We start from the raw sequence: 21,142 nt of genomic DNA, 5'->3' as shown, positions 1-21,142 counted from the left end.
CGCCCGGGCCGTCGGGCGGCGCACGCCGGAGCCGCCGGCGGGGCTACTGCGGGGCGGCGGTCGTCGAACCGTCGTAGCGGATCCGATCGTCCGGCACGCCGGCGTCCAGCAGCAGCGAACGCGCCCCGGCGACCATCGCGGGCGGCCCGCTGAGCAGGGCCAGCCCCGGCACGCTGTGGTGGCCGCGCAGCAGGGCGGCGAGGCCCTCCAGGTCCGGGCCGAGCACCGGGGTCAGTTCCAGCCACGAGCGGTTCGCGGCGAGTTCGACCAGCGCCGGCCAGTCGTACAGCTCGTCCCGGCCCCGTGCCGCGACCACCAGCCGGACCCGCCGACCGCGGGCCCGGTGGGCCGCCGCGAACTCCTCCACCAGCGCCTTCATCGGCGCCAGCCCCGTCCCGCCGGCCAGCAGCAGCAGGTCGCGGTGCACGTCCTGCCCGCCGAGGTCGAGCGACAGCTCGCCGCGCGGCGGCCCCACCCGGACCTGGTCGCCGACGCCGGTGCCCTCCACCAGCGCCGCGCTCAGCCCGCCGGGGCCGGTGCGGCGGACGTGGAACTCCAGCACCCGGTCCTCGCGCGGCGCGCACGCCACCGAGTACGGCCGCCAACTGTGCGGCAGCAGCGGCGACTCCAGCGCCGCGTACTGCCCGGCCCGGTACGGGTACGGTTCGCCGGTGCGCACCCGCAGCACCGCCAGGTCGGGGAGCCGCCGCTCGTGGCCGACCACCTCGCCGTGCCAGAACGGCGGTTCGGTGGCCGCGCCCTCCGCGCCGGCGACCATCGCCGCCACGGCGAACCGCAGCATGCGGGTCCAGGCCGCCTCGACCTGCCCGCTCCAGGCCTGGCCGCCGCGCACCCGCAGCGCCGTCGTCAGCGCCTCCTCGAACGCCTCGTAGTGCGCGGGCCACACCCCGAGCTTGCGGTGGTCCGCGCCCAACGCCCGCAGTCGGCTGCCGAGTTCCTCCGGCCGGTCGAGGTGCCGGATCAGGTGGTGGAACATGTGCCCCAGGTGCTGGCGCTGGAACTCCATCGACTCCGGGAACAGCCGCCGCAGGTACGGCCGCCGGACGAACATCGCGTCGTACAGCACCTCGATCAGCGCGTCGAACGGCAGCAGCGGCTGCAGGTGACGGACGATCAGGTCCCGGTCGCCGGGCTCCGGGAGCTCCACCACCGGGCCCTGCGCCTGCCGCGACGGCGGGGCGAGGATGCTGCGGCGCAGGCGCATCGCGTGGTGGCGGGCGAGCAGCCGGTCGTACTCGGGGCTGAACGCGTCCCCGTCGTGGGCTCCGGCGGTGTGGGCGGGGCTGCTGGGGGTGGCGGTGCGCGGGCGCGGAGCGCCGCTGCTGGTGAACTCCATGAACGCCAGGCTAACCACCCGCGAAGCCGAGATGATCATGGACTGTTCGGTCGCCCCGATCCGGGACGTTCGGCCCTTGACCTGCGGCGACACTGCCCGCCAGGGGCGCGCCGGCCGCCGCCGGCGCGCCCCTGGCGGGACGTCAGGCCGCGACCGCGGCCGCGCCCGGCGTCCGGGTGCGGCGGTGGAGCAGCCCGCTCAGGGCCAGCCCGCCCGGGCCGACGACGGCGATCAGCAGGAACGCCCAGCAGAACATCGCGGCCGGCTCGCCGCCGTTCTGGATCGGCCACAGGGCGTGCTCCTGGTGCACGCTGAAGTACGCGTACGCCATCGAGCCCGAGCACACCAGCGCCGCCGGGCGGACCGCGACCCCGACCAGCACCAGGGCGCCGCCCGCCAGTTGGATCAGCGCGGCCCACCAGCCCGGCCACTCGCCGAACTGCGGAGCCTTGCCGTGCGGCCCGCCCAGCACCCCGAACAGGGTGGCGGCGCCGTGGCAGGCGAACAGCAGCGAGACGACGATCCGGGCCAGGCCCAGCACGGTGGGACGTGCACGCTCGGCGAGCCGCGACAGGTCTTCGATCATGTGAACTCCTCGTGTGGGGACGAGAGACCGTTGATGTCGAGCACAGGGAGCCCCCCTCGCCGCCGGGTCGGGTGGGGCCACTGCCGGCTTGATGAGGTGACGTCAATTCTGGCGTCGTGTCAGGACGCGGCCAAGCGCGGAAAGCTCTGAGAATCCTCTGAGTACGGCCCGCCGCCCTCCTCCGCCGAGCGGGGGAGCGGGCCCGGGCATCCCCTCGCCGGTGGATCCCCGCGCCGCTGCGGCGTCAGCCGCACGGGCGGCCGGAGAGGCCGTCGCGGACCGCCGCCGCGTAGCCGGCCGCCGGATCCGTGAACACCCCGTACTGCCACAGGAAACCGGACGTCAGGCCCAGCCGCCCGTCCGCCCTGAACGCCTGGCACAGGCTCGTCGGCGGGCCCGCCTCGCGCCCCGCCGACAGGAACCCCTTCGGGTCCTTCACCCCGGTGCGGGCCTGCGACGCGGTCACCGCCGCCAGCCAGGTCTGCGGGTCCGCGCCGCCGTACGTCTGGAGGTTGAGGGCGCGCACCACCTGGGTGCCCACGCGGGAGAAGACCTTCGCCAGGCACTCCAGCCACCAGTCGGCCCGGTCGTAGGGGCACAGCGTGATCACGTGGCTGCGCCCGAGGCGGACGAGTTCGCCGGTCATGGTGGCGATGGTGTCCGACCTGATGTCCTCCTCGCAGTCGAAGTCGAAGCCGTCCACCCCCGTCCACTGCGCGACGGCCGCGAAGTTCGCCACCAGCGCCTGCCCCCGCCCCCGGTCGAGCAGGTCCTGGATGTGCTGCCAGTCCTCCGGCGTCGGCGGCCCGCCGAACCCGATCGAGAACAGCACGCTGCGGAACCCGCCGGCCCGCAGTCCCGCGACCAGCTCCGGGAACCCCGGCTTCTGAACGTCCCGCCACCGGTAGACGATCCGGCCGCCGCCGGCGAGCACGTTGTCGCCCAGGTACAGGTCGCCGCTCGGATGCACGTGCAGCGTGAAGAGCACCAGGGTGGTGAAGCCGGAGCCGGACAGGTCCGCGAGCGCCTGCCGGTTCCTGGCGTTGTCGTCGGTGTCGAACAGTCCCTGGCCGTACAGGCCGATGTCATATCCGGACGTCATGGCCCGACCTCGCAAATCCCGCAGGTGAAAGGGCCCTTCCACGGTAGGGAGCGGCGGCGCGCGGCGCCCGGCGGGGCGTCGGCGGGCACCGCGGAACGCGCGGCCCGCTGGCGCGCCGCCGGACCGGTGTGGCCGGGAAGGCCTACGGCCGCGGGGGCGTGTCCTACGCTGGGCACCATGTCGAACCCCGATGGGCTGCTCGTCGACATCGCCGCGATGGTCGAGTCCGAGCACAGCAACCAGATGTCCCTCACCGTGGTGGTTCCGGGAGCCGTGATCACCGGCCGGCTCGCCCCCGTCGCCCTGTGGTGGGAGCGCGTCGCCGACGTCCTTCAGGCCTCCGATCACCTGAAGCCGTTCGCCGCCCTCTTCGCCCCACCCGTCGAAGGCCCGCCCGCCCGTCCCACCCACCTGCACCTGCACCGGGCGAAGATCCTCCAGGGCGACTTCGGCCTGCCGCACACCGGTGGCATGTACCGCATCGCCATCGACGACATCAGCGCCTGGTCGGTCGGCGACCTCAGCTACTCCGACGCCTGACCCGCCCGTGTCCTGCCGGGGCCGGCCCCCGGCAGGACACGGCCTGACGCCGCCGCAACGCCCGCCCCGGCGGGTCGACGCCGCTCGCCGAGCCCGGTTCATCCGGACTCACACCGTTTCACGCCCTGCTGGGCGTTTCGTGGCGATCCCCGTGCCGGGAGGCTCCTAGCCTTGGTCCATGGAGGACGTCTCATCCGACAGCGGACCGGACAGCAGCCGCCCCGAGGGCGGCGCCGCGAACTCCGCGGGCGGTGACGGAGCGGTCGAACTCCCCACCTGGGGCAAGGTCCTCGGCTGGGTCGGCGTCGCCGGGCTGATCTACCTGCTGATCTGCGCCGTCAGCATCATCAGCCGCGGCTTCGCGAACCTGAGCGGCGACGCGGCGCACACCCTCTTCGCGTTCGCCGCGAACCCGTGGGCCGGGCTGAGCGTCGGCGTCCTCGGCACCGTGCTGATCCAGTCGTCGACCACGACCACCGCCATCGCCGTCACCGCCGTCGGGTCGGGCGCGCTGCCCATCGAGAGCGCCATCCCGATCATCCTGGGTGCGAACGTCGGGACCACCGTGACGACCAGCATGGTTGCCCTGACCTTCATCGGCGATCGCACCGAGTTCCGCCGGGCGCTCGGCGCGTCCAGCGTCCACGACTTCTACAACTGGCTGTCGCTGCTGATCTTCTTCCCGGTCGAACTCCTCTGGCACCCGCTGCAACACCTCAGCGGAGCCCTCACCGACGCGCTGTACGGCACCGACTGGCTGCCCGACCCCGCGCACTTCAACATCGTCCGATCCGTCACCCGGCCGGTCGAGCAGGCGGTCCTCCACGCCACCTCGCACGTCGCCGGCACCCTCGGCCCGCTGTCCACCATCGTGATCGGCGCCGCGCTGATCCTGGTCGCCGTCCGCTACCTGGGCAAGCTCCTCAAGCTGCTGATGGTCGGCAGGGCCCGCTCCGCGCTGATCAGCGCCGTCGGGCGGAACGCCTACCTCGCCATGGCCTCCGGGATGGGAGTCACCGTCGTCACCCAGTCCTCCACCATCACCACCTCCGTACTGGTCCCGTTCGCCGGGGCGGGCATCCTGACGCCCGCTCAGATCTATCCCGTGGTCGTCGGCTCCAACCTCGGCACCACGTTCACGGTGGTCTTCGCGGCGTTCGCGGGCGTCGGACCGGATGCGAGGATCGGCCTGCAGGCCGCCTTCGTGCACCTGATCTACAACCTCTTCTCGATCGTCGCGATCTACGTGATCCCGCTGCTGCGCCCGGTGCCGCTGTTCTGCGCGGAGACCCTCGCCCGCGTCGCCTCCGAACGCCGCTGGGTCCTGGCCGCCTACCTCGGCACCGTCTTCGTCGCCCTGCCCGCGGCGGTGATCGTGCTGGTGGGCGTCGGCTGAACGCCGAAGGACAGGCGGGGCCGCTCCCGGCGGGCCCGGCGCCCCGCTGCCGCGGCCCCGCCCCGCCGCGGACTCCTCGGGTCAGCCGCCGGCCCGCCGGAGGAGTGCGGCGACCAGGTCCGCGACCCGCCCCGCGCCGTCCTCCTTCGCCATCCGCGCCGCCGCCGCAGCCGCGGCCTCCCGGTGGGACGGATCCTCGACCGCGCGCCGGATCGCCGCGGCCAGGCGCTCCGCCGTCAGCTCGGCGAACGGGACCGGCGCCACCGCGGCCCCGACCGCCGTCAGGCGGCGGGCCCAGAACGGCTGATCGGCCGTCACCGGGACGGGAACCGACGGCGCCCCGGCCCGCAGCGCCGCCGCGGCCGTGCCCGCACCCGCGTGGTGGACCACGGCCGCCATCCGCGGGAACAGCGCCGCGTGGTCCAGCCGATCCACCGTCAGCACGTCCGCCGAGTCGACCGCCAGCCCCGCCCAGCCGGCCTGCACCACACCGCGGCGGCCCGCCGCACGCAGCGCCTCCGCCGCGAGCCGGCTCAGCCGCTCGCCCTGCCCCGCGCCCATGCTGCCGAAGCCGACGAACACCGGTGCCGGACCGGCCGCGAGGAACTCCTCCACCTCGTCCGGGAGGTCGCCCTGCCCGGTGGGCCACCAGTTGCCCACCACGTCCAGCCCCGGCCGCCAGTCCGCCGGACGCCGCACCAGTGCGGAGCTGAACCCGTGCAGCACCGGCCACTGCTCCCGCGCCAGTCGGCGCCGCATCGCCGAGCCGGACAGCGGCGGCAGGCCGAGCCGGGTCCGCAGCTCCGCCACCGCGTCCCGGTGCAGCCGGTCCACCACCCCCAGCGCGGCCCGCCCGGCCGCCCGGTTCCCCCACCGGCCGAGCGACCTCGCACCCCCGACCACCGGCCCGAACTCCCCCGTGGGCTCCACCGGTTGGAGGTACACCCCGGCACTGGCCGTCCCCGTCGCCTCCGCCACGTGCCACCCCAGCGGGGCCGTCGACGTCGACAGCAGCAGCAGATCCGTCCCCGGCCCGGCCACCTCGGCGATCCCCCGCCCCAGTTCCCCGACGAACTGCCCGGCCCGCCGGAGCATCGCGCCCTTCCCCCGCGCCGGCTCCCCGCCCGCCCGGGGATCCCCCGGCAGCGGACGGAACTCCAACCCGCACTGCGCCACCGGTTCCGCGTAGCTCCGGTGCGTCGCCAACGCGACCTGGTGACCCGCCTCGGCCAGCCGAACGCCCAGTCCCGTGTACGGTGCGACGTCCCCGTGCGAACCCGCAGCCGTGATCAGAATGCGCATCTTCCTGTTCAACCCTCGATCAGGCGACCGGCGTTGGCGTCGATCGCGGCGTGCAGGAAGCGGGCCAGGCCGGGCAGCTGCTCGGACGGCGGGACGAGCATCGCGAACGCCCGCGGATCACTCAGGTAGTCCGCCGCGATCAGCCGGTGCGACTGCGGCGGACACGGTGTGAACCACCGCTCCACATGCGCCCGGTGCTGCTCCGCCAGATCCATCGCCCGCTCCCCGTCGGCCGGCTGACCGTCCTCGAACGCGACGATCAACTCGGCACGCCACAGTGCCAGTTCGGACATCAGCTGCCGCCAGTCCTCCTTGCTGTGCCGGGCCGCCCGCGCCATCGACTCCCGCTGCCGCGCACTGTCCGCCCACTTCAGCTGCGCGTCCGTCGCGTAACTGAGGTCGAAACGGACCTCGCCGAAGATGTCGAACCGCTCCTCCGGCGACAGCCGCACCCCCGTCCGCTCCACCTCGATGGCCTGCTCGGCGACCTCCACCAGCTTCTGCAGCTTCGTGATCTGCTCGTTGAGCTGCCGGTGACGCTCCTTCAGGTGCTCGACCGCGTTCGCCTGCGGATCGTTGAGGATGCTCCGGATCTCCTCGACCGGAAATCCCAACTCCCGGTAGAACAGGATCTGTTGCAGCCGCGCCAAGTCCCGGTCGTTGTACAGCCGGTAGCCCGCCGCACTCCGCTCGCTCGGTGACAGCAACCCCTCCCGGTCGTAGTAGTGCAGCGTCCGCACCGTCACTCCGGCGAACCCCGCCACCTGCCCGACCGAAAAGCTCGTACCCTGCCCAGCCACACCCGATCTCCCTTCGAACGCCCACCATGCTGAACCCTGACGCCAGGAGAGGGTCAACTCCGCCCCCGACGGGCGGCCCGCGCCGCACCGAGCGGAAAGGGTGGCGAACGGCAACGGCTGTTATGCTCCGCGACCGAATCAACGGACTTCTTGCGGGGGGCTCATGAAAGACCGGCGAATTCCGCGAATCCACCGGCCGGGGGCGGCCGCCACGGCCGCGATCGCGGTGATCCTGCTCGGATCGGGCTGCACCCCGGGCAGCGGCGCCGGCCGCGCGGACGCCGGGGCCGCGACGTCGAGCGGTGCTGCGGGCGCTGCAACGGGTGGGACCGCGAGCGCGGGGGCGAGTGCCGCGCCCGGCGGTGCGGAGGCGTTCAGCGGTGCGGAGGCGTTCTGCCGCGCGCTCGTCACCGGGCAGGACATCCCCGCCGGGTTCAACAGTTCGCCGACGCGCACCGGCTGCGAGAACGACCCCAAGTTCCACACCGTCAGCTTCCGGGGGAAGGGCGGCGGCCTGGAGATGCTCGACGAGATGCTGGAGCGCGACGAGACCGCCGAAGAAGCCGCCACCCGGCTGCCGGAGCTGATCGGCGAACTCAACAAGCTGATCGGCGAGCCGCCGGAGCAGGACTCCACCCCGTTCCGCGACCTCGGCGACGAGGTGCACTACTTCACCAGCCTGGCCGCCAAGACCCACTGGAACACGCTCTACATCCGGCGCGGGCGGCTCCTGGTGTACCTCAGCGTCACCAAGTTGACCCCTTTCAGCGCGGCGGACATGCACCAGTTCGCCGCGAAGGCCGTCGCACGCGCCTCCGGGCTGACCTGAGGAGCGGTGTGAGTCCGCGCGGGCGGGGCAGAAGAACGTCGTGGGCGAAAGAGCGCTGCACACGCCCGTGACGGCCGACGGCCGGCTGGGCGCGGCCGTCGAACACCCCGGTCTCCGCGATCCGTCCTACCTGCACCGCCGCCGGGCCATCGCCGCACGGGCCGCCGGCCACCGGGTGGGCGATCCGGCTCCCGCCGTCGAGTACAGCCCGGGCGAGGAACGGACCTGGCGGACCGTCCACCGCGCCCTGTGGACCGCCCAGGGCCTGCACGCCTGCCGCGCCGTCCTCGACGCCCGCGAGCAGGCCCCCGTCCCCGCCGATCACATTCCGCAGCACGCCGAGGTCGGAGCGGAGTTGCGCCGCATGACCGGCTTCCGGTTCACCCTGGCCGGCGGCGTGGTCGCCAACAAGCGGTTCCTCGGCTCGATGGCCGACGGCTACTTCCACGCGGTGCAGTTCGTCCGCCACCCCGCCGTTCCGCTGTTCACCCCCGAACCCGACGTCGTCCACGACGTCTTCGGCCACGGCATCCACCTGTCCAGCCCCGCCATCGCCCGGATCTACCGGCTGGTCGGCGAGGCGGCCCGCCGCATCGACGACCCCGACGTCCTCCAGATGGTCAGCGACGTCTACTGGTTCACCCTCGAGTACGGCGTCCTGCAGGAGGACGGCGTCCCGAAGGCCTTCGGCGCCGCCCTGCTCTCCTCCTGCGGCGAGATCGGCCGCCTGAACCGCCCCGCGATCCGCCCCCTCGACATCGGCGCGATGCTCACCACCCCGTACGACATCACCGGCTACCAGCCGGTCCTGTTCAGTGCCCGCTGCCTCCACGAAGTCGCCGACGTCCTGGCCGGCTTCCTGGCCGCCCTCGACGACGGCAGCGCCCCGCGCCACGGGCGCCCGGCGGCTGCCTGACGGCTGCGCCCGCTGTGCTTCGGCTGCTGTGCTGCGCCCGCCGTGCGGTGTCCGGGTCCGGTGGTCTACGGGCCGGCCGTGGAGGCCTCCAGCTTCTTCACCTCGCCGGTCGGGAGCTTGACGTAGGCGAGTGCCACCGTCGGCTGGTTGACGGCGAAGAGCATGTTCGTCCACAAGGGGGGCGTCATGGCGTGGTTGAGGGTCTGACAGTCCATCGGCTCGCAGTCCCTGGCGGTCTGGGTGGACATCTCCACCCGGGCCTCCCAGCCGGCCGGCATCCGGATCTGGGCCCAGTGGGTGCCGCAGGTGGGGGAGTACCAGTTCTCCAGCACCGCGACCTGCCGGCCCTCGAACGCCAGCGGGCGAGGTCGCCCGGACCACGGCGCCCGGAATCATCCAGCAGCCGGCCGCGCCCGGCTCCTTCCGGTGGCAGCCGAAACCGGGCACCTGGCCGTCGCACTTGGAGGTCGGGACGGGGTCGTCCCCCGGCGGGTACGTCAACGGGGCCTGGGACGCTCCGCTGCGGGCGGCGGGCGCGCCCGGTGGCGTGAAGGCGAGCATCGCCGCGACGGTCAGCGCGGAGGAGGCCAGCGCGGTCAGGGCGAACGGCCGGCCCCGGCGGAGGACGCTCCGCGCGGCGGGGACGGCTGCGGCGTCGGAGCGTGCGGGCACGGGCGGCGGGAAAGCGCCTTCCTCGTCCTCCGGTTCCGGGGCCGGCGCCCGCTGCCGTTCCGGCCGGCGGTCCGCGGCGGACTGCTCCGGCCCGGGGCCGCCGTCCTGCGCCGACTCCCAGAGTCCGCGCCAGCGGCCGGTGTCCGTCACCCCGCAGCCCGCGACGAACGCCGCCGTCACGTCCCAGGAAGGCAGCTTCTTCCCGGCCTCGGCCATCGACAGCGTGCTGGGGGAGAACCCCGAGCGCCGCGACAGTTGACGCAGCGTCAGGCCCGCCGTCTCCCGGGTGGCCCGCAGGCGCTCGGCGAACCGGACGACGGCGCCCTCGCCCTCCAACGGGCGTTGTCTGCGTGACACGCGCCTCTCCCCTCGCCGTCGCCCGCTCGGGCGGACGGCACGTCATCATTGTTCGGCGATGTCCGGCCACGTCAACGGCGCAACCGAGGCGCACGGGGTGACACGACCGGCTCCGCCCGCCCCCGTCGTCCACCGGTGTCCACCGCCCCGGCGGAGGGCCTGCGCAGGCCGGGGCGGCCCTGCTGTGCCGGCCCCCCACCCGGCCCCGGAAGCCGAACCGTGGTGCCGGCCAACCGGGACACCGGCCGGCGCATCAACGACAGCTCCGGGTACGGCCTGCGCGCGTTCGGCTGCAAACGCCCTCGACCGACTCCCGTCGCCAGGGTCCGGCCGCCCGGCGGGCGTGCGGCTGCGGGGCGACGGGTCGGCGCGGCCGGGCGGGTGGTTCCCCGTGTCCCCGCGCCGGTCGGCGGAGTCGGAGTCGGTGAGCTCGCACGAACACCTCGCGCAGCGCGTCGCACGGCACCGCCGCCCACCGGGTGGGGACACGGAAGGACACGGACACGGCCACGTACAACCCGGAGATCCGGACGGGCGGCGGGGGCTGGCAGGACGATGCGCCCCTGAACATCAGCATCGCCGACCGGGACGGCGTCGTCCCCGGGAACGGCGCTCCCGGGACGGGCACCACCGTGACCTGGAGCGGCGAGGCGGGCAGCGGCAGCGTCACCTTCTTCGACAACGGCAGCACCTTCCAGGGCACCGCCCAGTTCCCCGGCGAAGGCCCGGTCGGCTACCGCGGCACCCGCGCGGACTGACCCGCGCACCAACCGCAAAGCCGCCACGGCCCGGAGCGGTTCGGGGGCTTGCCCGCACGTCCTGCCGGTCGGGACGCGACCGGCCGCCTTCGGCGGTCAGCGGTGGCGGCGGTAGTAGGAGACGGTGACGGCGGCCAGCAACGGGCCCCAGAGGACCAGGGGTTGGTACAGGATGCCGACGACGGTGCGCCAGGGCCCGAGCATGGGCGGGTGCTGGTCGGTGTTCCACCAGAACAGGAAGCCGCTCCACAGGTGGACGAGGGCCAGTGAGCCGACGGCGGCGGGGACGACGGCGGCGAGCGGGCGGACGCGTCGGCCGCCGAGGACCGGGATCCGGCGCGGCACGACCTCGCCCCACGGCCGGACCAGACCGAGCGTCAGCAGCGCCAAGGCCTCCGACACCACGCTGAGCCCGATCACGTGGACCACGCCCCAGCCGGGGAGGTGGAAGTCGTCGCGGAGCACCTGCTCGCCGTAGCCCACCGGCAGGCCGAGTCCGAGCGCGATCCGCCACAGCCCCGAGGGCAGGGTGACGAGGGCTGCGGCGTGTGCCGCCACGACCGCCCAACGGGGCGGCGGCACAGGGGCGTTCGGGACGGTGGCCATCCCTCGATGCTCGCCGGCGGCCGGCGGCGTCACGTCCTCCTGGAGGGCCGGGCCGATCCCCCTTCCGGGGGAGAGGGCGGTCCCGGCCTCAGGAGTCGGTGCTCGCGCGGCGCGCCCGGAACGTCGCTGCCTTGACGCGGTTCTGGCAGGCCGTCGAACAGAACTGGCGACCCGCGTTGCGGGAGGTGTCCACGTAGACCCGGTCGCAGTGCGGCGCTGCGCAGACTCCGAGGCGTCCGGCGTAGTCGCCGCCGAGGGCCATGGCGAGGCCGGTGGCGCAGCCCGCGCTCCAGCCGACGGCGTAGGAGTCGTCGGAGCCGTGGAAGTGGACCTGCCACGGTTCGCCGGGAGTCCGGTCGAGCTGGGGGCGGGCGCCGGTCTCGCGCAGCAGCGCATTGAGGACGGGGGCCGCGTCGTCGATGCGGTCGGCGGCCACGGCCTCGAACACGGTCCGCAGGGCGTGGGCGGTCTCGGCCAACCGGTCTGCCTCGCGGGGCCCCAGGTCCGCCCCGGCGGAGAGCGCCGCCCGGACCGCCCCGACCCGTTCGGCGCCCTGGGGGGCGAGGTAGCGGCGGCCGCGCGCCTCACCGTCGGTGAGGGCGTTGATGAGTGCCGCGGAGGCATCGAGCAGGGTTCGCATGTGACTGTCGAACAGCACTTGACCAGTTACCTTCGCTTGCCTAGAGTCCCGTCACTGACCATGGCTAAATTACCAGTGACAAGAGGTGCTGTGTCGAACGCCGACCCACTGCCACGCACGGTCCGCCTGCTGCTGCTCACCCGGGTCGTCAACCGCCTCGGAGCCTTCTCGCTGCCCTTCCTCGCCGCGCTGATCCACGCCGAGCACGGCGCGAGTCTGACGACCGCCGGGGCGGTCACCTCCGCCTTCGGGCTCGCGACGATTCCCTCACGGCTGGCCGGAGGGCGACTCGCCGACCGGATCGGCCGCCGCACCACCATCGTGCTCGGGCTCTGCGGATGCGCCGCGGCACAGCTGGCGATCGCCGCCTCCACCTCGCTCGCCCAGTCCGTCGTGGCGGCGATCCTGCTCGGGCTGGCCTTCGAACTCTACGAACCGCCGAGCCAGGCGATCATCGGCGAATCCGTGCCGGCGCGGCAGCGGGTCCGCGCGTTCAGCCTGTTCAGCGCCGCGCTCGCCGCAGGCGGCATGGGCGCCGGACTGCTCGCCGCCCTGCTCGGACACCGGGACCTGCGATGGCTCTTCATCGCCGACGCCGCGACGTGCCTGGCCTGCGCGCTGCTGATCCGACTCGCCCTGCCCCGCGACCGACCCGCCCCGCCCGGACCCGCCGAGGGCGACGACGCCGTACGACCGCTGCGGGACCGAGCCCTGCTGGGCCTCCTGGCCACCGGCACCGCCTACGCCCTGGTCAACCAGCAGACCGTGATGACCCTGCCCCTCGCGCTGGCGCGACGAGGCCTGCCCGCCGCTGACGCCGGGCTGCTGTTCACCGCCGCCGCAGCCACCACCGTCCTCGCCCAGCCGCTGGTCCGGACGGCCCGGGTCAACCGCCTGCCGGCGTCGGTCGCCCTCGCTCTCGCACATCTCCTGCTGGCCGCCGGGCTCGCCGGATACGCCCTCGCCCCCACCCTGCCGGCCCTGCTCGCCCCGACCGCCGTGTGGGCTCTCGGCGACCTGCTGGTGACGGGCCGCGTCCACGCACTCGTCACCGACCTGGCGCCACCCGGTGGAACCGGCCGCTACCTGGCTGTCTTCGGCACCGGTTGGGGCATCGCCGCGACGTTCGCTCCCGTCCTCGGCACCCAACTGCTGGCCCGCGCGGGGACCGCGACCCTGTGGTGCACGATGGCCGCGGTCTGCCTCCTGCTCGCTGCGCTCCACCTGCGGGGCGCACCGCGGGCGCAGCGGGGCGGCCGTCCACGGGAGGCGGCACGGCCTCGCGCGGGCGCCGCTACAGGCGCACGCGCAGGCGGCAGACCACCGCGTCGGTGCGGCGGCGCAGGGTGTGGGCGATGACGGCGCCGCGCTGGTTCTGGAGGAGGCGCAGCCACCAGTGCGGGGGTTCGGCCTCGGGGACGAGGACGGTGAGGCGGTCGTGGGCGCGTTCGGCGGCAAGGGCGTTGACGTGGGCGGCGATGGGGTGGCCGAGGCGGCGGTGCGGGTCGGGGAGTTCGACGAGGGGGACGCCGGGGTGCCACAGTTCCCAGTCGCGGCGCAGGGCCTCGGCCGCCCGCCGGTCCTCCGCGTCGGGGTCGGTCGGGACGACCGTGATCGCCCGGACCTCGTCGCCGAGGGAGAGGGCGGCGCACAGGGCGTCCCGGGTGAGGCGGGTGATGCCGTGCACGGGGACCAGGACGAGTGAGCGCTGCCGCGTCACCGCGGCGGGGATCCGGCCGAGTTCCACGCGGTCGGCGAGGCGGGCGTAGGCGCGGTGGACGGCCTCGAAGAGCAGGACGAGCAGCGGCAGGGCGAGGCAGACGCCCCAGGCTCCCTCACGGAACTTGGTGCCGGTCACGACGACGGCCGCGACGCCGGTGAGCAGCGCGCCGAGGCAGTTCAGCGCCGCCCGGGCGGGCCGACGGGCGATCAGCCAGTGCCGCACCATGCCGATCTGGCAGAGCGTGAAGCCGATGAACACGCCGATCGCGAACAGCGGCACCAGGCTGTTCACGTCCCCGCCGGAGCCGACCAGCAGCAGCGCCGACACCAGCGCCAGGAACAGCACGCCGTGCCGGTGCACCTGCCGGTCGGCGCGCAGTGCGAACACGTGGGGCAGGTGGTTGTCGCGGGCCAGCAGGCGCAGCAGCACCGGCAGGCCGCCGAAGGAGGTGTTCGCGGCCAGCGCGAGCAGGACGGCGGTGGCGAACTGCACGACGTAGAAGCCGAATCCGTGGCCGAGCGAGGCGTCCGCCAGTTGGGCCAGCACGGTGACGCCCTCCACCGGCCGGAGGTGGAACCTGCCGATCAGTACGGCCAGGCCGATCAGCATCACGCCCAGCAGTGCGCCGAGCGCGACCTCGGTGTGCTGGGCCCGCCGGGCGGCCGGGGCGCGGAAGGAGGGGACGGCGTTGGCCACCGCCTCCACGCCGGTGAGCGCTGAGCAGCCGGACGCGAAGGCCTTGAGCAGCAGCAGCGCGCCCACGGCGGTGGCGTCGTCCCCGAGGACGGCGGCGTGGCCGGCGGCGGCCTCGGCGGAGGCGGGGGCGTCGCGGAACAGGCCGGCGACCACGAGCGCCAGGATCGAGGCCACGAACACGGCGGTCGGTGCCGTGAACCAGCGGGCCGATTCGGCGATCCCGCGCAGGTTGACGGCCGTCACCACCGCCAGCACGCCCAGGCACAGCCACACCCGGTCCCCGTAGAGGGCGGGGAAGGCGGAGGTCAGGGCGGCCACGCCCGCCGTCACGGACACCGCCACGTTCAGTACGTAGTCGGCGACCAGCGAGGCCGCCGCGACCAGGGACGCCCGCCGTCCCAGGTGTGCCTTCGCCACCGCGTACGCGCCGCCGCCGTCCGGGAACGCCGCGATCACCTGCCGGTAGGAGGCCACCAGCACCGCCAGCAGGACCGCGATCGCCACCGTCACCGGCAGCGTGAACCCCAGGCCGCGGGAGCCGGCCGCCGCCAGCACCAGGACGATCGACTCCGGTCCGTACGCCACCGAGGCCATCGCGTCCAGGGAGAGCGCCGCCAGGCCGCCGAACGCGGTCAGCCGGTGCCGCTCGCCGGAGACGGGAGCGGCGGGGGCCTGCGCGGGCCCGGCGGGCTCCGAGGCGGCGAGCGGGACGGGGTCGGTCATCGGGACCTCCGGTGCGAAGGGCAGTCGGCCCGATCGTCCGGCGCGCTCGCGGCCGATGCCGGGGCCCGTACGGGTCCTTGACGGTGCGGGCCGCGATCTTCATGCGCTCCTGATGCCCGGGGCGGCGCGGGGGCGCCGGGACCGGCGCCCTTCCTGCGGCTGATCGGTGTCGGGCTCTGGATCTCCTCCGGCCCGGTCCCTAATATGAGCACTCCTCATATTTCTGACCGCCTGCCTGGAGGCTGCCGTGCCGGACCGCTACGACCTGCCCGCCGGATTCCGCTGGGGCGCCTCCACCGCCGCGTACCAGATCGAGGGCGCGGTGGACGAGGACGGCCGCGGCCGCTCCGTCTGGGACGCCTTCTGCGAACGCCCCGGCGCGGTGAAGGACGGCGACACCGGCCGCACCGCCTGCGACCACTACCACCGCTGGCCCGAGGACGTCGCGCTGATGCGTGAACTCGGCCTGGACACCTACCGGTTCTCGCTCGCCTGGCCGCGCGTCCAGCCCACCGGTCGGGGCCCCGTCAACGCTGCCGGGCTCGACTTCTACGACCGCCTGGTCGACGGGCTGCTCGCGGCCGGCATCACGCCGCTGCCGACCCTCTTCCACTGGGACCTGCCGCAGGCGCTGGAGGACGAGGGCGGCTGGATGCACCGCGACACCGCCCACCGCTTCGCCGAGTACACCGCCCTGGCCGCCGATCGGCTGGGCGACCGCGTCCCCGCCTGGATCACGCTCAACGAGCCGTTCGTGCACATGGTCTACGGCTACGCCCTCGGCATCCACGCGCCCGGGCACAGCCTGATGCTCGACGCCCTGCCCGCCGCCCACCACCAGCTCCTCGCCCACGGCCTGGCCGCCGCCGAACTGCGCTCGCGCGGCCTCGACGTCCTGATCGCCAACAACCTGACGCCCGTTCGGGCCGCGAGCTCCGACCCCGCCGATCTGGCTGCCGCCGACGCGTACGACGCCCTGCACAACCGGCTGTTCACGGATCCGCTGCTGCTCGGCCGCTACCCCGATCTGTCCGCGTTCGGCGTCGGCCCGGACCTGCACGGCTCCGTCCGCGACGGCGACCTCGACCTGATCGCCGGCCCCGGCCTCGACGGACTGGGCGTCAACTACTACAACCCCACCAGGATCGCCGCCCCCACCGACCCGGGGCTCCCGTTCGCCGAGGCCCCCATCGACGGCGTCCCCCGCACCCACTTCGGCTGGCCCGTCGTCCCGGAAGGCCTGCGCGAACTCCTGTTGACCCTCCGGGACCGCTACGGCGCCGCCCTGCCCCCGATCACCGTCACCGAGAGCGGCTGCTCCACCGACGACACCCTCGACGACGCCTTCCGCATCGACTACCTCGCCGGCCACCTCGACGCCCTGGCCCGCGCCGCCGCCGACGGCATCGACGTCCGCGGCTACTGCACCTGGTCCCTCCTCGACAACTTCGAATGGGCCGAGGGCTACAGCCAGCGCTTCGGCCTGGTCCACGTCGACTTCGCCACCCAGAAGCGCACCCCGAAGGCCTCCTACGCCTGGTACCGCGACCTGATCGCCGCGCACCGGCTCCACTGAACAGGGAGGTCCGGCCTCCCGCGTGCACGGCTGGACGGCCTCTCGGCACATGCCGAGAGGCCGTCCGGACGGCGCTCCCCCGGGAGCTGTGCCGCGCCTTCACGCACGACACCCCGCTGGTCGGCCGCCGCCCCGCGAAGACCCGCGCTCCGACCGGCTCTTCGCAGCAGGCCTGACGGGCCGTCAAGCCGCCGACCGGGCCGTGGCGGGCGGGTCAGCTGCCGTGGAGCGCCGTCCTGAGGGCGTCGACGGCGAGCTTGCGGGCGACGTTGGCGGCGCGGGTGTCGCGGAGGCTGTCCAGGAGGAGGAAGTCGTGGACCATGCCCGCCACGCGGACGGAGGTGACGTCGACGCCGGCCTCGCGGAGCTTGTTGGCGTACTGCTCGCCCTCGTCCCGCAGAACGTCGGCCTCGTCGGTGATGACGAGGGTGGTCGGCAGGCCCTTCAGCTGCTCCAAGGTGGCCCGCAAGGGGGAGGCGTGGTGCTCGGCGCGCTGGGCCGGATCGGTGGTGTAGGCGTCCCAGAACCATTTCATGCCGTCGCGGGTGAGGTAGTAGCCCTCGGCGAACTGCTGGTAGGACGGGGTGTCGAAGCCCGCGTCGGTCACCGGGTAGAGCAGCACCTGGGCCTTGAGGTCGATGCCGCCGCGCTCCTTGTTCATCAGTGCGAAGACCGTGGACATGCAGCCGCCGACCGATTCGCCGGTCACCGCGATCCGGGAGGTGTCCAGGCCGTGCTCCGCGCCGTGCTTCATCACCCACTGGCCGACCGCGTAGTTCTGCTCGACCTGGGTGGGGTACTTCGCCTCCGGCGCGCGGTCGTAGACGGGGAAGACGCCCGCGGCCCCCGCGCCGACGGCGAGCTCGCGAAAGAGCCGGTCGTGCGTCACGTCGTCGCCGAACACCCAGCCGGCGCCGTGGATGTAGAACACGACGGGCAGCGCGCCGGCGGCCCCCCGGGGGCGGATGATGCGGGTGCGGACGGTGCCCCATTCGCCGGCATCCACCTCGACCCACTCCTCGTCGACCTCCGGCCGCGGCACATCCGCCCCGGTCTGCAGGCCCAGGAGGATGTCACGGCCCTGCTCGGGCGGGACTTCGTAGATCCGCGGATGCGGATCGGTCGCCTCGCACAACTGCTTCGCAGCAGGCTCCAGGTAAGGAGTGATCGGCATCGGAAGATCGTTCATCGGTCGCTCCGTGGTGTGTCGCGGCACCCGTGTGCCCGTTCCCGCGCCCCTGAGGCCCCCGGGCGTCCTTTCCATCGTGAGCGCCCGTGCGCCGTCCGCAACCGGTCCGACGGCACCGCTGCCGGGCAGCCGACACGGCGCGTCACCGACCGGGCCCACCCGCTCCGGCGTGGCACCGTCTTCCTGCGGGCAGGCACCGACTGCGCAGAACAGGAAGGCATCACCATGACCCGGGTCCTCTTCGTCGTGACGGCGGCCGACACCTGGACGCTCAAGGACGGCACCAAGCACCCCACCGGCTTCTGGGGTGAAGAACTCGCGATCCCGCACAAGATCTTCGGCGAGGCCGGATGGGAGATCACGATCGCGACCCCGGGCGGGAAGCGACCCACCCTGGACAGGATCAGCACGGGTCGCACGGCGGGCCTCCCGGGCACCCTCCGCGAGGTCGCCGCCCACCTCGAAACGATCCGGGGCGCGCTGGACCGTCCGGCCACCCTGAGCGAGATGGACCCCGACGACTTCGACCTGGTCTTCTATCCGGGCGGCCACGGCCCCATGGAGGACCTGTCCCACGACGAGGCCTCGGGACGGCTCCTCGCCAAGCGGATCGCCTCGCGCCGGCCCCTGGCCCTGCTGTGCCACGGACCCGCCGCCCTGCTCGCGGCGAGGAGCGGCGACGGGGCCTGGCCGTTCGCGGGGTACCGGCTCACCGCGCTGTCCACCTTCGAGGAGAAGCTGAACAGCTTCGGCCGCAAGGCGCCCTGGTACCTGGAGGACAGGCTGCGCGAGGGCGGCGCCCACTACACGAAGGGCGCGCTGCCGCTGATGCCCCACATCGAGGTCGACCGGACCCTCTACACCGGCCAGAACCCCGGTTCGTCCAAGCAACTCGCCAACCGCCTGGTGCAGGACCTGAGCTGACGGCCCGCCGGCCCGGCTCCCGCACGGCCCCTGGGCGCGTCGGCGAGCGGGAGGGTGTGCTCGACGACGAGTACCGCGGTGCCGTTCTCGATCAGGGGCCGGACGTGCTCGCGCACCTCGGCGACGATCGCGCCGCAGAGGCGGCAGGGGGGCTGTCAGGGGCCGACCGGCGCAGCCCCTGCCGGGGCGGCGCCGAGCAGGGCCCGGACCGCGGCGTGGACCTGGCCGGAGACCCCTTCGGGGGACGAGGCGTCCAGCTTCCCGTCCAGGTGCAGGAAGGCCAGGCCGTGGACCACCGCCCAGACGGCAGTGGAGAGGGCTTCCGGGTCGGAGTCCGGGAAGACGCCGCGAACGACGGTGTGGACGTACTCCCGCATGGCGGCGGTCGCCGCCACGCGCTCCTCGCTCGTCGGGTCGCAGGGTTCGGCGAACATCACCCGGAACATCGCGGGCCGGTCCAGCGCGAACCGCACGTAGGCGACCGCGACGTCGGCCAGGTCCTCGGGCGTGCGGGGCGAGGGGTGCGCGGCCGCCAGTTGGGCGGCGAGTTCGGCGTAGCCCTCGGCGGCGACCGCCGAGACGAGCGCGTCCCGGTCCGCGTAGTGGCGGTACGGGGCGGTCGGGGACACGCCGGCCCGGCGCGCCACGGCCCGCAGGGACAGGCTCGCGCTGCCGTCCTCCTCGAGGAGCTCCCGGGCGGCGCGGACGCACGCGGCCCGCAGATCGCCGTGGTGGTACGAGGCGTTCGCCTGTGCCATGGGTCACCCTCTCCAATGTTTGCGGCGCTTACATCTCTCCTCTAATGTAAACGTTGCACACATCGTACTCCGTACTCGACAGGAACGAGGGACCGTCCGATGGCCGGTGAACTGTTCACGCCCCTGCGTCTGGGATCCGGGGCCGTGTTGGCCAACCGGATCGCCAAGGCGGCGATGGAGGAGAACATGGCCGACGACGGCCAGCTCCCGGGCCGGCGATTGATCGAGCTGTACCGGCGCTGGGCGGCCGGCGGGTCCGGACTGCTGATCACCGGCAACGTCATGGTCCACGCCGAGGCCCTGACCGGCCCCGCCGGCGTCGTCCTCGACGAAGCCGCGCCCCTGGAGCCGTTCGCCCGCTGGGCGCAGGCCGCCAAATCGGGCGGCGGGGCGGTCTGGATGCAGATCAACCACCCCGGCCGCCAGGTCGCCGCCGACATGCCCGGTGTCGTCTGGGCCCCCTCCGACATCGGCGTCGAACTCGGCAGGCAGAGCAGCCGCTTCGGCCGTCCGACCGCCATGTCGCCCGAGCAGATCGCAGCCACCGTGCAGCGCTTCGCCCTGACCGCTTCCCGCGCCGAGCAGGCCGGATTCGACGGCGTGGAGATCCACGCCGCACACGGCTACCTGCTCTCCCAGTTCCTGTCCCCCCTCGTCAACAAGCGCACCGACGCCTGGGGCGGCCCGCTGGAGAACCGGGCCCGGATGCTCCTGGAGACCGTCCGCGCCGTCCGCGCCGCCGTCTCCGCGTCCTTCACGGTGGCGGTGAAGATCAACTCTGCGGACTTCCAGCGCGGCGGATTCGACGCCGACGACGCCCGACAGGTGATCGAGTGGCTCGCGGTGCTCGGCGTCGACCTGGTCGAGCTCTCCGGCGGCAGCTACGAGAGCCCCGCCATGACCGGGCGCCCCGCCGACGGCCGCACCCGGGCCCGCGAGGCCTATTTCCTCGAACTCGCCGAGGACCTGGTCACGAGCAGCCCGATCCCCCTGATGCTCACCGGCGGCATCACCCGCCGCGAGACCGCCGAAGAGGTCCTCGCCGGCGGCGTCTCCCTCGTCGGCATGGGAACCGCCCTCGCCGTCTCCCCGGACCTCCCCGACCGCTGGGCGGAGGGCCGCGAAGCCGGCCGCCGGATGCGCCCCGTCACCTGGAAGGACAAGTCCCTCGCCTCGGCCGCCGCCATGGCCCAGGTCCGCCGCCAACTGCGCCGCCTCGCCCGCGGTGGTGACCCGCGGCCCGGCGTCCACCCGGCCGTCGCCCTGCTCACCGAACAGGGCCGGCAGCGGCACGCTCTGCGCCGCTACCGCACGTGGCTGACCGCTCGGCGCAAGACCGCCGAGGAGCACCGGTGACCACCCGCGAACCGGACACGATCCCCGGCCTCCCCCTTCCGTCGGACGGAGGTCGGGACGCATCGGGAGCACGAGGGGCCGGGACGACGCCGGGCCGCTGTCTTCCGGGGGACCGATCGGCACGTCGCCACCGTTCCGCAGGGCACCCCGGCAGGATCCGGGTCATGGCCCGGGTGGCCCACGAAGAGCGGCCCCGCTTCGATCCTGGCCGTCCCGACCCTGCTGTGATCGTGAACCCGCCCGTCAGGCGGCTCTACCTTCTGAGCCGGGTTGGTCTGGTCATTCGTAGGGTTGGACCACCCAGGGGTGCTGGGTGTGGCTATCAGGCGGCTGCCG

Annotated in this window: 20 protein-coding genes and 1 pseudogene; 9 read left to right on the top strand and 12 right to left on the bottom strand. The window is 73.9% G+C overall.

Annotated elements, in window-relative coordinates; genetic code table 11:
- Nucleotides 1–43 precede the first annotated feature (43 nt).
- The 3 genes from ACFV1L_RS35030 to ACFV1L_RS35020 all read right to left on the bottom strand — a co-directional run bounded on the left by ACFV1L_RS35030 (nt 44) and on the right by ACFV1L_RS35020 (nt 3,045).
- Entirely contained in the window at nt 44–1,357 is a 1,314-nt protein-coding gene (locus ACFV1L_RS35030) for a globin domain-containing protein (protein WP_380374008.1), read from the bottom strand.
- A 142-nt stretch (nt 1,358–1,499) separates the two neighbouring features.
- Nucleotides 1,500–1,943 (bottom strand): DoxX family protein, encoded by a 444-nt coding sequence (locus tag ACFV1L_RS35025; protein ID WP_380374005.1) that lies wholly within the window; start codon nt 1,941–1,943, stop codon nt 1,500–1,502.
- 244 nt (nt 1,944–2,187) lie between these two features.
- Entirely contained in the window at nt 2,188–3,045 is an 858-nt protein-coding gene (locus tag ACFV1L_RS35020) for a hypothetical protein (RefSeq protein ID WP_380374002.1), read from the bottom strand.
- Between the two features lie 177 nt (nt 3,046–3,222).
- Between ACFV1L_RS35020 and ACFV1L_RS35015 the strand changes: the two genes are divergently transcribed.
- Together ACFV1L_RS35015 and ACFV1L_RS35010 are read left to right on the top strand one after the other, a co-directional pair.
- The gene (locus tag ACFV1L_RS35015; RefSeq protein ID WP_380373999.1) at nt 3,223–3,585 is read left to right on the top strand and encodes a hypothetical protein; all 363 of its coding nucleotides are present in this window, start codon (nt 3,223–3,225) and stop codon (nt 3,583–3,585) included.
- A 178-nt stretch (nt 3,586–3,763) separates the two neighbouring features.
- A complete protein-coding gene (locus tag ACFV1L_RS35010; protein ID WP_380373997.1) occupies nt 3,764–4,981 on the top strand; it encodes a Na/Pi symporter in 1,218 nt (405 codons plus the stop codon).
- Between the two features lie 81 nt (nt 4,982–5,062).
- Here the strand turns inward: ACFV1L_RS35010 and ACFV1L_RS35005 are convergent, their stop codons facing one another.
- Together ACFV1L_RS35005 and ACFV1L_RS35000 are read right to left on the bottom strand one after the other, a co-directional pair.
- A complete protein-coding gene (locus ACFV1L_RS35005) occupies nt 5,063–6,283 on the bottom strand; it encodes a glycosyltransferase (RefSeq protein WP_380373994.1) in 1,221 nt (406 codons plus the stop codon).
- A gap of 8 nt (nt 6,284–6,291) precedes the next feature.
- On the bottom strand, nt 6,292–7,083 hold the full coding sequence (locus ACFV1L_RS35000; protein WP_380373992.1) for a MerR family transcriptional regulator: 792 nt from the start codon (nt 7,081–7,083) through the stop codon (nt 6,292–6,294).
- Nucleotides 7,084–7,246: 163 nt separating this feature from the next.
- On the opposite strand from ACFV1L_RS35000, the gene ACFV1L_RS34995 reads away from it, so the two are divergent.
- Together ACFV1L_RS34995 and ACFV1L_RS34990 are read left to right on the top strand one after the other, a co-directional pair.
- The gene (locus ACFV1L_RS34995; protein ID WP_380373989.1) at nt 7,247–7,912 is read left to right on the top strand and encodes a hypothetical protein; all 666 of its coding nucleotides are present in this window, start codon (nt 7,247–7,249) and stop codon (nt 7,910–7,912) included.
- 40 nt (nt 7,913–7,952) lie between these two features.
- On the top strand, nt 7,953–8,828 hold the full coding sequence (locus ACFV1L_RS34990; RefSeq protein WP_380373986.1) for a phenylalanine 4-monooxygenase: 876 nt from the start codon (nt 7,953–7,955) through the stop codon (nt 8,826–8,828).
- Between the two features lie 65 nt (nt 8,829–8,893).
- On the opposite strand, the gene ACFV1L_RS34985 is transcribed toward ACFV1L_RS34990, so the two are convergent.
- Both ACFV1L_RS34985 and ACFV1L_RS34980 read right to left on the bottom strand, forming a co-directional pair.
- The gene (locus ACFV1L_RS34985) at nt 8,894–9,160 is read right to left on the bottom strand and encodes a hypothetical protein (RefSeq protein ID WP_380373984.1); all 267 of its coding nucleotides are present in this window, start codon (nt 9,158–9,160) and stop codon (nt 8,894–8,896) included.
- A gap of 490 nt (nt 9,161–9,650) precedes the next feature.
- A pseudogene (locus ACFV1L_RS34980) lies at nt 9,651–9,857 on the bottom strand (helix-turn-helix domain-containing protein); the annotation flags it as partial.
- Nucleotides 9,858–10,336: 479 nt separating this feature from the next.
- Between ACFV1L_RS34980 and ACFV1L_RS34975 the strand changes: the two are divergent.
- On the top strand, nt 10,337–10,615 hold the full coding sequence (locus ACFV1L_RS34975) for a hypothetical protein (RefSeq protein ID WP_380373981.1): 279 nt from the start codon (nt 10,337–10,339) through the stop codon (nt 10,613–10,615).
- Nucleotides 10,616–10,711: 96 nt separating this feature from the next.
- On the opposite strand, the gene ACFV1L_RS34970 is transcribed toward ACFV1L_RS34975, so the two are convergent.
- Nucleotides 10,712–11,221, bottom strand: coding sequence for a hypothetical protein (locus ACFV1L_RS34970; protein WP_380373979.1), 510 nt, complete (start codon nt 11,219–11,221; stop codon nt 10,712–10,714).
- An 88-nt stretch (nt 11,222–11,309) separates the two neighbouring features.
- The gene (locus ACFV1L_RS34965; RefSeq protein WP_380373976.1) at nt 11,310–11,879 is read right to left on the bottom strand and encodes a CGNR zinc finger domain-containing protein; all 570 of its coding nucleotides are present in this window, start codon (nt 11,877–11,879) and stop codon (nt 11,310–11,312) included.
- Between the two features lie 72 nt (nt 11,880–11,951).
- On the opposite strand from ACFV1L_RS34965, the gene ACFV1L_RS34960 reads away from it, so the two are divergent.
- Nucleotides 11,952–13,220 carry an MFS transporter gene (locus tag ACFV1L_RS34960; protein ID WP_380373974.1) on the top strand — a complete coding sequence of 423 codons (1,269 nt, stop codon included), beginning with the start codon at nt 11,952–11,954 and terminating at the stop codon, nt 13,218–13,220.
- Here the strand turns inward: ACFV1L_RS34960 and ACFV1L_RS34955 are convergent.
- A complete protein-coding gene (locus ACFV1L_RS34955) occupies nt 13,156–15,003 on the bottom strand; it encodes an APC family permease (protein ID WP_380373972.1) in 1,848 nt (615 codons plus the stop codon). The two genes, ACFV1L_RS34960 and ACFV1L_RS34955, sit on opposite strands and share 65 nt — an antisense overlap.
- A 247-nt stretch (nt 15,004–15,250) precedes the next feature.
- Here ACFV1L_RS34955 and ACFV1L_RS34950 point away from each other — a divergent pair, with 247 nt between their 5' ends.
- Nucleotides 15,251–16,579, top strand: a complete 1,329-nt coding sequence (locus ACFV1L_RS34950) for a GH1 family beta-glucosidase (RefSeq protein ID WP_380373970.1) — start codon at nt 15,251–15,253, stop codon at nt 16,577–16,579.
- Between the two features lie 214 nt (nt 16,580–16,793).
- Here ACFV1L_RS34950 and ACFV1L_RS34945 read toward each other — a convergent pair whose 3' ends face one another.
- Nucleotides 16,794–17,768, bottom strand: a complete 975-nt coding sequence (locus ACFV1L_RS34945; protein WP_380373967.1) for an alpha/beta hydrolase — start codon at nt 17,766–17,768, stop codon at nt 16,794–16,796.
- Between the two features lie 225 nt (nt 17,769–17,993).
- Between ACFV1L_RS34945 and ACFV1L_RS34940 the strand changes: the two genes are divergently transcribed.
- Complete coding sequence (locus ACFV1L_RS34940) at nt 17,994–18,692, top strand: type 1 glutamine amidotransferase domain-containing protein (protein ID WP_380373964.1); 699 nt, start codon at nt 17,994–17,996, stop codon at nt 18,690–18,692.
- A gap of 155 nt (nt 18,693–18,847) precedes the next feature.
- On the opposite strand, the gene ACFV1L_RS34935 is transcribed toward ACFV1L_RS34940, so the two are convergent.
- On the bottom strand, nt 18,848–19,450 hold the full coding sequence (locus tag ACFV1L_RS34935; protein WP_380373961.1) for a TetR/AcrR family transcriptional regulator: 603 nt from the start codon (nt 19,448–19,450) through the stop codon (nt 18,848–18,850).
- Between the two features lie 99 nt (nt 19,451–19,549).
- Between ACFV1L_RS34935 and ACFV1L_RS34930 the strand changes: the two genes are divergently transcribed.
- Nucleotides 19,550–20,806, top strand: a complete 1,257-nt coding sequence (locus ACFV1L_RS34930; protein ID WP_380373960.1) for an NADH:flavin oxidoreductase/NADH oxidase family protein — start codon at nt 19,550–19,552, stop codon at nt 20,804–20,806.
- Nucleotides 20,807–21,142 lie beyond the last annotated feature (336 nt).

This window comes from Kitasatospora sp. NPDC059646, assembly GCF_042734615.1.
GTDB lineage: Bacteria > Actinomycetota > Actinomycetes > Streptomycetales > Streptomycetaceae > Kitasatospora.
The sequence above is the reverse complement of the archived record's forward strand: the minus strand, read 5'-3'. Positions and strand labels throughout refer to the sequence as shown.